14 protein-coding genes are annotated in these 12,234 nt (G+C 55.1%); 13 read left to right on the forward strand and 1 reads right to left on the reverse strand.

Annotation, left to right across the window (positions count from 1 at the left end; translation table 11 throughout):
* Positions 1 to 259: 259 nt before the first annotated feature.
* From QMF38_RS14230 to QMF38_RS14245, 4 genes are all read left to right on the forward strand, one after another.
* On the forward strand, positions 260 to 1,030 hold the full coding sequence (locus tag QMF38_RS14230; RefSeq protein ID WP_281759813.1) for a WecB/TagA/CpsF family glycosyltransferase: 771 nt from the start codon (positions 260 to 262) through the stop codon (positions 1,028 to 1,030).
* Positions 1,031 to 1,130: 100 nt separating this feature from the next.
* The gene (metK, locus tag QMF38_RS14235) at positions 1,131 to 2,354 is read left to right on the forward strand and encodes a methionine adenosyltransferase (protein WP_390854737.1); all 1,224 of its coding nucleotides are present in this window, start codon (positions 1,131 to 1,133) and stop codon (positions 2,352 to 2,354) included.
* 214 nt (positions 2,355 to 2,568) lie between these two features.
* Positions 2,569 to 3,231, forward strand: coding sequence for a response regulator (locus QMF38_RS14240; protein WP_281759815.1), 663 nt, complete (start codon positions 2,569 to 2,571; stop codon positions 3,229 to 3,231).
* A gap of 57 nt (positions 3,232 to 3,288) precedes the next feature.
* Positions 3,289 to 3,711 carry a hypothetical protein gene (locus tag QMF38_RS14245; protein WP_281759816.1) on the forward strand — a complete coding sequence of 141 codons (423 nt, stop codon included), beginning with the start codon at positions 3,289 to 3,291 and terminating at the stop codon, positions 3,709 to 3,711.
* A gap of 21 nt (positions 3,712 to 3,732) precedes the next feature.
* Here QMF38_RS14245 and QMF38_RS14250 read toward each other — a convergent pair whose 3' ends face one another.
* Positions 3,733 to 5,187 (reverse strand): helix-turn-helix domain-containing protein, encoded by a 1,455-nt coding sequence (locus QMF38_RS14250; RefSeq protein WP_281759817.1) that lies wholly within the window; start codon positions 5,185 to 5,187, stop codon positions 3,733 to 3,735.
* Positions 5,188 to 5,318: 131 nt separating this feature from the next.
* Here QMF38_RS14250 and QMF38_RS14255 point away from each other — a divergent pair, with 131 nt between their 5' ends.
* From QMF38_RS14255 to QMF38_RS14295, 9 genes are all read left to right on the forward strand, one after another.
* Complete coding sequence (locus QMF38_RS14255) at positions 5,319 to 6,056, forward strand: winged helix-turn-helix domain-containing protein (RefSeq protein ID WP_452038983.1); 738 nt, start codon at positions 5,319 to 5,321, stop codon at positions 6,054 to 6,056.
* Positions 6,053 to 7,357, forward strand: coding sequence for a HAMP domain-containing sensor histidine kinase (locus tag QMF38_RS14260; protein WP_281759819.1), 1,305 nt, complete (start codon positions 6,053 to 6,055; stop codon positions 7,355 to 7,357). The genes QMF38_RS14255 and QMF38_RS14260 overlap by 4 nt, the downstream gene beginning before the upstream one ends.
* An 18-nt stretch (positions 7,358 to 7,375) precedes the next feature.
* Entirely contained in the window at positions 7,376 to 8,131 is a 756-nt protein-coding gene (locus tag QMF38_RS14265; protein WP_281759820.1) for a ComF family protein, read from the forward strand.
* A 56-nt stretch (positions 8,132 to 8,187) separates the two neighbouring features.
* Positions 8,188 to 8,577, forward strand: coding sequence for a hypothetical protein (locus QMF38_RS14270; protein WP_281759821.1), 390 nt, complete (start codon positions 8,188 to 8,190; stop codon positions 8,575 to 8,577).
* A gap of 26 nt (positions 8,578 to 8,603) precedes the next feature.
* Complete coding sequence (locus tag QMF38_RS14275; protein WP_281759822.1) at positions 8,604 to 9,173, forward strand: sigma-70 family RNA polymerase sigma factor; 570 nt, start codon at positions 8,604 to 8,606, stop codon at positions 9,171 to 9,173.
* A 173-nt stretch (positions 9,174 to 9,346) separates the two neighbouring features.
* Positions 9,347 to 9,547 (forward strand): flagellar biosynthesis anti-sigma factor FlgM, encoded by a 201-nt coding sequence (locus QMF38_RS14280; RefSeq protein WP_281759823.1) that lies wholly within the window; start codon positions 9,347 to 9,349, stop codon positions 9,545 to 9,547.
* Complete coding sequence (locus QMF38_RS14285) at positions 9,540 to 9,824, forward strand: hypothetical protein (RefSeq protein ID WP_281759824.1); 285 nt, start codon at positions 9,540 to 9,542, stop codon at positions 9,822 to 9,824. The genes QMF38_RS14280 and QMF38_RS14285 overlap by 8 nt, the downstream gene beginning before the upstream one ends.
* A 26-nt stretch (positions 9,825 to 9,850) precedes the next feature.
* Positions 9,851 to 11,281, forward strand: a complete 1,431-nt coding sequence (gene flgK / locus QMF38_RS14290; RefSeq protein ID WP_281759825.1) for a flagellar hook-associated protein FlgK — start codon at positions 9,851 to 9,853, stop codon at positions 11,279 to 11,281.
* A 15-nt stretch (positions 11,282 to 11,296) separates the two neighbouring features.
* Complete coding sequence (locus QMF38_RS14295) at positions 11,297 to 12,220, forward strand: flagellin N-terminal helical domain-containing protein (protein WP_058095617.1); 924 nt, start codon at positions 11,297 to 11,299, stop codon at positions 12,218 to 12,220.
* The last annotated feature ends 14 nt before the right edge of the window (positions 12,221 to 12,234 follow it).

Genomic DNA, 12,234 nt, shown 5'->3' on the forward strand with positions numbered 1-12,234 from the left:
TTCGTTTGTGCGGGGCAAAACTGGAGAAGGCAGGGCTGTGTAGCCCTGCCTATTCTCATATGGGGATGCGATCCGAATGAAGGCGCCGCGCAGCCGAATTTTCCACATTGTGATCTCGGTCGTCGCACTCATGGTCACGGCCGTCTCTGTCGCCTCCATTGCTTTGGAATTGTCTGTCGCTCGTCTCTTGTCCTAGCGCGCGGCCTCTTTGCGCGTGGTATGATGGATGCGATAGATTCGGAAAGTGGAGGCTGGCGACGTGGCTGTACAAGGTTTCGCGAAAGATGTCGTCGACGTGCTGGGCGTGCGCTTCCATCGCGTAACGACAGCGGAAGCGGTCGAGAAAATCCTGTACTGGACGGGCGATGGCAATCATCACTTGGTCGTCACGGCCGGCCCTGAGTTTGTTATGCAGTGTCAATTGAGCGAGTCTCTATTGCGCCTTGTCAATTCTGCGGATTTAGTCACGGCCGATGGCATTGGAGTCGTCTGGGCGGCGGCAAAACGCGGCCGGCCCGTGCCCGAGCGCGTGACTGGCGTGGAGCTTTTGCCTGCCGTCTTTCGGGCGGCGGAGGAGCGTCGCCAAAGCCTGCGCGTCTATTTGCTGGGCGCCAGCGAGGCGTCGCTTGCGGCTTGTCTTGCACAGTTGCAAAGTGCTTATCCGACGCTTACATTTGCTGGTCATCATGGCTACTTCTCGCCGTCGGAAGTCGAGTCCATTTTGCACGAGGTACGGGCGTTTGCACCGCATCTGTTTCTCGTCGGTATGGGACAACCGCGTCAAGAACAGTTTTTGCGCGATGTGCTTGGGCGCTTGCCCGCGTGCGTGGGCGTAGGCGTGGGGGGCTCGATTGACGTATGGGGCGGCACGGTCACACGTGCGCCAGATGTGTTTCAACGCCTGAACTTGGAGTGGCTATACCGTCTATTGTCTGAGCCGAGGCGCTGGCGCCGCCAACTCGCCCTGCCAAAGTTTGCACTGCGCGTGTTGATGACGGGTGGCAAGGCGGAAATTGCAGAATCCAAATAAAAAACGGCGCCCCCTGGTGTTGGCAGTGACTAGCGGTTGACTCTGATTTTTTCATATACTACGATATGTTTTGTTTTGCACTCGGACAAGCTGGCCGCAGATGCCGCCGCTTGGAACTAAAGGAGGTTCCAGATTGGGACAACGACGCCTGTTTACCTCAGAATCTGTGACAGAGGGACATCCAGATAAGATTTGTGACCAAATCTCTGACGCCGTGTTGGATGAGATTTTGACATATGATCCGAACGCGCGCGTGGCGTGCGAGACGACGGTGACGACCGGGTTGGTGCTCGTTGCAGGTGAAATTACGACGAGTTGCTATGTTGACATTCCGAAGGTCGTGCGCCGGACCATTGCCGATATCGGCTACACGCGTGCAAAGTTTGGCTTTGACGCGGAGACCTGCGCCGTCATCACGTCCATCGACGAGCAGTCTCCTGATATTGCGCAGGGTGTCAACCAGGCACTTGAGGTGCGCGGTCAGTTGAGCGATGCCGCCATCGAAGAAATCGGCGCCGGCGACCAAGGTTTGATGTTTGGCTTTGCATGCGACGAGACGCCAGAATTGATGCCTTTGCCGATTTCGTTGGCACACCGCCTGTCGCGCCAGTTGACGGCGTTGCGGAAGAGCGGCGAATTAGCGTATCTGCGGCCAGACGGAAAGACACAAGTCACCGTCGAATACGATGGCGATGTTCCGGTTCGCGTCGATACCATCGTCATTTCGACACAACACGACGAGCAGACGGATCTTGCCACAGTGGAACGCGATATGATTGAACGCGTCATCCGTCCCATCGTTCCGACGGAACTGCTTGATGCTGAGACCAAGTACCTCATCAACCCGACGGGTCGCTTCGTCATCGGTGGGCCGCAGGGCGATGCAGGATTGACGGGACGCAAGATCATCGTCGACACCTACGGCGGTTACGCCCGACACGGAGGTGGAGCATTCTCCGGCAAAGATCCGACAAAGGTCGACCGCAGCGGCGCATATGCGGCGCGCTATGTTGCGAAGAACGTCGTCGCCGCAGGGCTTGCACGCAAGTGTGAAGTACAGGTCGCCTATGCGATTGGCGTTGCCCGCCCAGTGTCGATTTCGGTCGATACGTACGGTACAGGTCAGATCAGTGACGAGAAGATTGTCGAGATCATCGGGCAAGTATTTGATTTGCGCCCAGCGGCCATTATTCGCGATCTCGATTTGCGTCGCCCCATCTATCGACAGACGGCGGCTTATGGGCACTTCGGCCGTGCGGATCTCGATCTGCCATGGGAACGGACCGACAAAGTAGCCGAGTTGCAGAAGCTCGCGTTACGCTAAAGGGGCTCTGACCCTCATAAACGAATAGGGCAGACCGTATGATATAGCATCACCCTTACACCCCATGATTTGCACCTCTTTGCCAGAACCGTTCTGGTGAGAGGTGCTTTTTTCTGACGCTTATGCGGGGGATTTTGATATGATGAGACAAAGACGAAACACCTGAGCTTAAGGTAGCTCAGGTGATTGTGGGGAGTACGCTCGGGGGAACAACATGAGTGAACAAGTCATTCGCGTCGCCATCGCGGACGATAATGAGGCATATCGCCTCACTATGCGCGACGTGCTTTTGTATGAACCGGGGATTGAAGTGGTCGCTCTTTGGCCGAGCGGCGTCGAGGTCCTGGGCGAAATCGAGCGGGTCCGGCCCGACGTGCTATTGTTGGATATCACCATGCCGCACGTCGACGGTCTTACAGTGCTGACGGCATTGCACGAGCGGCATTCGCGCGTGCGCGTTGTCGTGCTCACCATGCATGATCAGTCATCTGTGGTACTTTCCGCCGTGCGCTCGGGAATCAGCGGCTATGTCGTCAAAGACGCGCCTCTTGAGGATGTCGTGCGCGCCATCCGCGAGGCGTTCGCCGGCCACGCCCTGATCCATCCGCAGGTCATGCCAGCGGTGCTCGGCGAGATCGAACGTCAGCATCAGTTGAGCGATGGTTGGAAGTCTCTCTTGACCGCGCGCGAGTTTGATGTGCTGTGTCAACTGGCAGCGGGAAAGAGCAACGAGCAAATCGCGGAAAGCTTACATATCACCGTGAAGACGGCGAAGAACCACGTGTCTCATATCCTTGCAAAATTGCAGGTGGCAGATCGCGGTCAGGCAGTTCTGTACGCGTATAAACAGCGGTGGTTGCAGCCTGAATGGTCATAGCCACAGTGTCCGCCTCCTTGGCTACCACATATCTTGTGGCAAAGGAGGTGGGCCAGCATGTGGCCGAAGTTGGTGCTGTTGGCGGCAGTCCTCATTTACTTGGCTTTGTCTGTCGCTGGGAGCGGGCTCGCTGGACTGGCCAGGCGGAATGCAAACGACAAACGCGCGTCGCTGTACGTGCTTTTGGCCGACAATGCAGAACAACACATGGAGGCCGTGCTGCGGCGTTTGCAAAGAGTCGCACGACGGCGTGCGCAACCGCTTTCGGTCGTCGTGATCGACGTCGCCTCGACCGATCAAACGGCGGCCATCGCCCATCGCTTTTCCGATCCGGCCTTGTCTATCGCCTATGTATACGTGGCAGACTGGCCGCATGCACGGGCAGAGGCGAGCCGTATCGCAGACCAAGCGCCAGCCGATTGCGACGTTCGGACACTCGAATTGCGATCCGGCAGGCCTTCCTTCCAACAGGTGATGTGAGGGCTGTTGCCCATTCACTCATCAACTCCAGAACGGCAACGCCGGCCGCGCCCCTACGGCAAGCTCCTCCATTTTGCGGCAGTACGCGAGGACGCGGTCGACGTCGCCTAGGTCGCCATACCACATCGTCAGCAAGGCGCATGCACGGCGCCGATGCTCCGGATTGCCCCAGTTTGGATACTCGGCTTCGTATTGCACGAGCCTTTGCAGACTCGCTTCCCGCTGTCCACTCACCGCCGCGAGTTCGATTTCCAATAAAGCTAATTCTAACGCGATGTCCCGGTTGCTAGGCGAGTCGGGTTCTTCCGTCAGCGCAAGCAACGCCTTGACCTCCTCGATCAACTCCGCCGCCTTTGCCACCTCCTCGCCTTGCAGGCACTTCCGAATTTGCTTGCAGGCTTCATGCAAGCGCGATCGCGGATGTATCGCAGTCATAGCGAACGCAGTCTGTTCAATCGTCTGCAAATCGTTCGTCGAGAAATTGTTCTGTTCGTCGTTGGGATCCGCCGCTTCCTGCGCTCGTGTGCGCACCGCAATGCTCGTTTCGATCAACTGCGCGTACGTCACCAACGCGTTCGCTTGTTCCGCCCAACGGCGTGCCGTCGCTGGATCAATTGGCATCAGCGCCAACGCTTCTTGCGCGAGCCGCTCAGACACCGCCCAAAGCGTCGGCATCCGCTGTGCAAAAGCTTGTGCCTTTGCAAGATGAGGCCGCTTCTCGGAGGTGCAATCGCTAATGATATCATTCTCTTCAAGTGAAATTTCCGGAATCCCCGCCATTTCTGGCGGCGTGGCGAGAGCGGGAAGCAACGCCGACGTCGGGCGCTGCCACGGAACGCTAAAGCCCTTTCCACCGGGATCTAACGCGTCCAGATGCAGATGAAGTTCAATTAAGCTTTGTGTCCATTCGAGCGGCGAGATACCGCTTTTTCCTTCCATACGATCCGCCAATGCGACCGCTTCCCGCCATTCGCACAAGGCTCCCTCGAGATTGCCGCGATCGTACTCGGCTTGCCCGGTTTCGCGCAATACGTAAAACAAAAGACGCCAATCCTGCGCGCTGTAGGCGTGTTCCCGCAGTTGCTCCAGTTCCCGCACAGCCTCTGGGTATTCTCCACACGCGCGGTGCACGCGCGCTAAAGTGAGTCTGTATTCGGCCAGGTTGCGCGTTTGCAACGATGCGCGCGGCAAGTTCTCGATCAACTGGCGGGCGACCTGCGGCCGTCCTGTCGCCAACTCATACTGCGCGAGGCGGATATTCGCCTGTAAAAGAAAATGCGGATCGAGTTCTGAGAGAAACGTTTCCACGGGCTCACCCAAGCGTTTTGCGAGCTCGATTAGCAACGTGTAAGATGGTTTCACCTTGCCAGACTCGATTTGACTGATCATGCTTGGCCTGACCAGATCATCAGCGAGATCGACCTGGCTCATGCCGCGTTGAATGCGAAGATCGCGAATTTTCTCACCGATTGACACACAGACACCCGCTTCCCCTAACATATGAGTAGAGTTTCACATATTGGCATTGTTTTGACAAGAAGCGATAGGGTTCTACAAAACAGATCTGGCTGTTGTTTGGCGAAACTTGCTACAATATGGACAGGTCAATGAGCGGGGGGAACCTTGTGCCGACAGTACTGGTTGTCGACGACGAAGCGTCCATACGGACATTGGTGGAATACAATTTTAGCCGCTCTGGGTTTCTTGTGGAGGGAGTCGCAGACGGTAAGACAGCTTACGACATCCTGAGCACGGATGCACGCAAGTATGATCTCGTCGTATTGGATTTGATGCTGCCCGGCATGGATGGCATGGAGGTGTGCCGACGGCTCCGCCAAGAGGGTGTCAAGATTCCCATCATCCTTTTGACAGCGCGCGATGAAGAAGTGGACTTAGTGCTTGGCCTCGAACTCGGTGCGGACGACTATGTCACCAAGCCATTCAGCCCGCGCGAGTTGGTGGCGCGCGCACGAGCTGTCCTGCGCCGCAGCGAAGCAAAGGAGTCGGAAGCCAAGCCCAATGCCGCAGGCAAAGTGTTGCGCGCCGGGCGGATTGTGCTCGACGTCGCGCGCCACGAGGTTCGCGTCGACGGCGTGCTCATGGACTTCACGCCGAAGGAGTTCGATTTGCTCCAATACTTTATGGAGAATCCGGAACATGTCTTGTCGCGGGATCAACTGCTGGATCGCGTTTGGGGTTACAGCAGCGCCACCGATACACGCATTGTCGACGTCCACGTTTCACACCTGCGGGAGAAAATCGAGGAGGATTCGAAGAATCCCGTTTACATTCGAACGGTCCGCGGCATCGGCTACAAATTCACGGAAGGCGTGTCTGCGAAATGACCAGCTTTCTGCTTGGACTGGCCATTGGCTTGGCTCTGTTGGCAGCGGGAATGTTGGTGCAGGCGGCGGCGTTTCGCAAATTGCGAAGCTATCTGCGCGATGCGATGGATGCCATTGTCGAGGGGCGCTACGACGTGCGCATGTACGACTATCGCAACAGGCCTTCCGAGGTCGTATTGTTTCGCCAGTTTAACCGGATGGCGGAGCGGATTGAAGAGACGCTCGCCGATATGTCGCAGGAGCGCGATATCTTGCGGCATATTCTGCAGAACATGACCACAGGTGTCATTTACCTGCGCAGCGATGGGCAGGTGCAGATGGTCAACCATGCGGCAGAACGCCTTTTTCGGCGCCCCAGTGAACAGTGGCAAGACCGGGACCATTGGATGGTTTTTCGCAACTACAATCTTGGCAGTGCCATTGATCACGCATTGCTTTTTGGCACCCCGTGGTCAGGTGAACTCGTCATCCGCGAGGGTGTCACGCTGACCGTTCGGTTGGTGCCCATCTCTGCCGATCCGCGCTTGCGTGCCAAGGCGGACGGCGCTCACGACGTGCTCATGCTCGTCAACGACGTCTCCGAGTGGCGTCGGCTCGAACGCATGCGCAGTGAATTTGTCGCCAACGTCTCGCACGAGTTGAAGACCCCCATCGCCGCCATCCGCGGTTTCGCAGAGACTTTGCTCGACGGCGGCGTCGACGAGGAAGCCCAACAAAAGTTTCTGCAGACCATCTACGACGAATCGATGCGCATGGGTAATCTGGTGTCTGACTTGCTTGAATTGTCGAAGTTAGAGGCAACCGACAGCCGTGTCGATCCAGTCGCCGTCGATCTCTACGAGGTCCTCGAACGGGCGGTGGATCGCATCGGGCCGACTGCCAGTGAGCGCGGCATTCGCATCGTCATACCACCGCGCGATCCGGTTCAGGTCTGGGCCGAACCAGACATGTTATTGCAGGTTTTCTTAAACCTTTTGGCCAACGCCATCCACTATTCGCCGCCGCAAAGTACCATCCGCGTCACCTGGGACGTGTTGGTGGACCGCATTAAGGTACACGTGCAGGACAACGGCATCGGGATTCCGCAAGAGTCGTTGGATCGCGTCTTTGAACGTTTTTACCGCGTACATAAGGATCGCAGCCGTGCTTCGGGAGGGACCGGTCTTGGCCTCGCCATCGTCAAGCACATCATCTCGTCGCTTGGCGGCGAGGTTGGCGTGGAGAGCGAGGAAGGGAAAGGGAGCGATTTTTGGTTTACGCTATCGCGACTTGATCGGCCGGTATCGGCGCGATCGCGCTGACGGACAGGGGGCGCGCCTGTGCATCGAGGTCTGACTTCTCGCTTTGCGTGGAAACGCCGCCTGAACGGGGTGTTGAACTGGGTCTTCCCGTCGGATGCAACGACATGTGCCATTTGCGGGCGCCCTGCCTTTACTGTCGGAGCTTCTTCTCCCTGGCCATCGCAATCGGAAAACTCGCGCCTGTGCGCGTTTTGTGTGCAGGATTTGGAGCGATGCCAGGTTGCGGTGGAGCGCCATGCGTTGCAGGTGGAGAACGCGCCCAATAGGCGGATTGATGTGTACAGTGGCATTGACTACGACGCCTTTGTGCGGACGTTGTTTCGATCTTTTAAGTACGACGGCGTCATTGAACTTGCACCGTTTTTTACGCATGTCTTGTTCGCCTGTTGGCAGGCGCTTGACGAGTTTGCTTGTGATTGCATCGTACCCGTGCCGACAGCGGCGGATCGAATCCGCAAGCGAGGGTATGATCACGTTCGCATTCTCGCAGAACGACTTGCCGGTAATGTACAATTACCCGTCCGTCCGGCATTGCTTCGCGTGCCGCACGCGGGTGCGTTTACACAGTCGCAGACGGCGAAAAATGCGGAGTTGCGGCGCCGGGAATTAGAAGGTGTCTTTGTCGCGAATTCGCGCGAGCCGATTCGCGGTCGGACCGTCCTTTTGCTCGACGACGTGGCGACGACCGGTGCCACGCTTGCGGCATGTGCGGACAGTCTGTTTGCCTTCGGTGCTAAAGGCGTGATCGCCATCGTCGCGGCGCGCGTGCGATAGCATGGCAGGAATTTGTCGAGAAAGCGCGAAACATGGGGGATAGGGAGGTCATTGGCATGGCTATCGCCAATTGTAAGCGGTGCGGGCGCTTGTACAACCGCGTAGGGCGCGACATGTGCCAGGATTGCATCCGCAAGGAAGATGATGTCTTGCTTGAGATTCGGCAGTATTTAAAGAAGCATCCGCAGGCGAACATCTATGAAGTTGCGGACGGCACGGCTGCGACGTATGAGGAGATTGTCGATTTTTTGCGCGATGGGCGCCTCATTCTGCGTGACAATCCGAATATGGCATACCCGTGCGAGCGGTGTGGCACGTTGACGCAGTCGGGGCGCTTGTGCGCCAATTGCACGCAGGCGCTGACTCAAGGATTGGGACAGGCAGCGGCTGCACTAAAGAGAGACGAAACACAAGGCAAGCGGGGAAAGGGATTTTTGAGCCGGTAAACCGTTGCCGGCGGGTGGAGAGTTAGGTGTCAGCGGTGGAAGCCGGAATGAACTTCGAAGATTATACCCAGTATGTGAATCGGCTTGCGAAGCGTCTGATTCGGTACCGACGGAGTGCCATGATTGATGAGTCAGATTTAGCTTCGGCTGCGCTCACGGCTTTATGGCAGAAGCAGATGGACCGTGGGCTTGTGGATATGACCTATGCTAAGCAAATTATCAAGTATGCGATGCTAGAAGTCTTGCGAAACTCTAACCTTTTAAAGACGCCGCGATCGGTGCCGATGCGACAAGCAATTCAAGCCTATCAGCGGTCTGTGGAGCAATCGGCGGCAGAACACCTTGCCACAAGCGATCCGATTGAAGAATGGGAGCAAGAGGAACTCATTCGTGAAGTCGGGGGAGTCATCGGCTCATTCGTTTACGAAGACCAATTGCTGCTGTCATTGGTGTTTGAGCAGGGACTCAGCTTTCGCGAGGTTGCGGAGGTGCTGGGGAGCACGAAGTCGGTCGTATATCATAGATATCGGGAACTCATCGCGGAGCTTCGCACAAAATTGGCCGTAGATCAGTTTGATAGCGCCAAGCGTTTGTAATGTAAATTCCATTGAAACGTTACGTAAGCAGGAGCGGTTCTCATCGCTCCTTTTCAATTTCTATCAACTCTCTCTTCATGTTGTTCGACAAAAACAAAAAAATTTTTACTCTGCTCGAACGATACGACAAATCGTGACGTTGTTATAGGTGAAGGGGCAAGGAGGGAAGCTCGATGTGGTCTCCGTCCAACTCGTTTGATGTCACTGGGAGTCGGCAAATATCTCAGACAACGAGTTCGCAAATTGCAGATGCGAGTCGATCGGACAAGATTAGACAACTGCAAGAAGCAATTCGTAACGGCACGTATACAGTGAATGTCAGTCATATCGCTAAGGCCATAGTTCAACAAGGGGTTCTTGATTCGGATGGCTGATGTCATAGATGCAGTTGCGCAATTAGAAGCGGCGACAGACCGGGTGCTTGCGGCTCTGAAGTCGGGCCGGACAGATGGGCTGTTGGAGCTTCTTACAGATCAATGTGCTCGATTGCAACAGGTAAAACCTGTCGAGATGGAACGGTGTTCGGAAGCGATGCATCGGATTGCACAAAAGGTTCGGATTCAGCAAATGTTGATCGAACAAGGGTTGAGTATTTCTGAGCATTTCCTAAAAAAGCTTTATCAAGGTCGTTCTTATAGTCAGTTGGCCTAAGGTTTTCGGTGAGGAGGTGACCAAAGATGGGTGTCTCAACGTTTATGCCGCTTTATGTCGGTTTGTCCGGGTTGGAAAGCATGCAACAAGCGGAAAGTGTCGTGGGTAACAATATTGACAATGCAAGTACGCCTGGCTATGCACAAGAACAGGTTAATTTTGTGGAAAATGAGCCGTTTCCGGCTGTGCCTGGTTCAGGTCCGGCTATTGCTGGTCAATTCGGTCAAGGCGTCGCAGTGGGGTCGGTTACTCGCCAGGATGATGCCTACTACGACGAGCAGGATCGTCAAAACCAAGGGACATATCAAATGTACGCGACGCACAGTTCCGTGCTGACGCAGATTCAAGGCATATTGAATGAGCCGAGTTCTACCAGTGTTCAAAACGCGGTGGACCAGTTTTTCAGTGCCTGGCAGGAACTTTCGAACAATCCGTCCGATGATGCTGCGAAGCAAGCGGTTATTACACAGGGGCAGGTTGTAGGACAAACGTTTCAGGTTGTTACACAACAACTTCAACAGTTGCAGAGTAACCTCACTGGAGTCGTCAATGGCCAACTGGCACAACTGAACCAATACGCACAGCAATTGGCGGACCTAAACAAACAGATTACACAGGTCAAACAGTCGGGTGAAAATCCAAACCAACTACTTGATGAACAAAGCAACATCCTGGACAAGATGTCGCAGTTGGCTGACATCACCTATACGCCCGACTCCGCTGGCGATGGCGGTGTGGATGTTACTGTAGGCAGCGGATCGAATGCGGTTCAGGTGGTCAAGGATGATACGTATTCGCCGTTCCCGAATGCTACAACAGCTTCGTCGCTGTCAACCAGTACGCCGGTCTCGCTTTCGTCATTGCAACCGCAACTGTCTGCTATCACATCGGGACAGATTGCAGGTAATGTGCAAGGGTACGACGATGCGAGCAACCTGCTCGGCAACATTGACTCTTTCTTGAGTAATTTTGCAAGCCAAGTGAACAGTGCGCTTGGCGGGCAGTCGTTTTTCTCCTACAGTGGTGGCGTTCTCTCCGTTGGTATCACATCGCCATCAGCATTGCAAACGGGACCTTCCGGTAATGCCGGCGATAATACCTACGCCATTGCGATGGTGAATCTGCAGACGACTACGTGGACTATCAATTGGAATTACAGCCAGCAGGCCAATGGGGGCTCGTCGGTATCCCAAAGTGTAACAGGTACTCCGGATCAACAACTGGCGGCGATGGTATCTGGCGTTGGTACGGAAGCGTCAGGTGTTACGTTTAGTGAGAATACGGCGAATGCCTTGCAGGAGCAAAGCTCGCAACTGCGCCAATCTGTCTCAGGTGTATCACTTGATGAACAAGCTTCATACATGGTGGAGTTTCAAAATGCCTATGCGGCTGCTGCTAAGTACATCACGACTTTTCAATCGATGATGCAAAGTCTACTGAATATGGTTCAGTCCTAAGGAGGTGAAAGTGGGATGCGCGTGACGCCGTGGATGGAACAGCAGCAATTCCTGTATAACATCACGAACATCGATACTGCAATGCAAAATACGCAAGAGCAGTTGTCGACCGGCAAGACATTGAATAAGGCGTCAGACAATCCCTTGGCTGTATCCGAGGATATGAACTTGGCCTCGGAGGTTCAGGAGACATCGGGTTACCTGTCAACGATCTCGACAGGACTTACATGGATGAACAATACATCCACCGCGCTCCAAGGGATCATTTCTCAACTGCAAGAAGTCCAGTCCGATGTGGTACAGGCTTTGAACTCGACCAACATGAGCGCCGGCGGCCAGCAAGGGCTTGCGGATACGGTTGGCCAGTTGATTCAAGGAATCTATCAAACGGCAGATCAGCGCCAGGGGAACAACTACATTTTTGGGGGACAAGCATCTCAGACTCAACCAAGTACATACCTCAAAAAAACACCGTCCGACTCCCCGGCAGCGGTGCCGAGCGGCGCGGCGTCGGAAATCAACTATCAAATCGCTTCGGGCGTCAGCGTCTCGATTTCGGTGACGGCTTCGGACATTTTTCTTACGGCGCCAGGCTCTTCGCCGAACTTGCAAGATACACTGAACAGCATTCAGGCTGACTTGTCGTCGGGCAATCACGCCAATTTGCAACAAGACTTGAATGACCTGAATGCCAATCTCACACACGTGATTAACCTAAATGCTGACTTGGGGTCGCGTATCCAGAGGTTTACGACTGCTCAGAATCAGCTACAACAATATAGCACCAATCTTACCAACGAGAAGGGGGGGATTGAAGGGGCGGATATGGCGCAGGTGATCACGCAGTTCACCACCGACCAGACCGTCTACACTGCGGCTTTGCAAATGGGTGCGCAAATCCTACTCCCCTCTCTCGTAAACTATTTGCCCAATTCATAATTTTGGGTAAAATA

The sequence above is a fragment of the Alicyclobacillus hesperidum subsp. aegles genome (genome assembly GCF_027923525.1).
Lineage (GTDB): Bacteria > Bacillota > Bacilli > Alicyclobacillales > Alicyclobacillaceae > Alicyclobacillus > Alicyclobacillus aegles.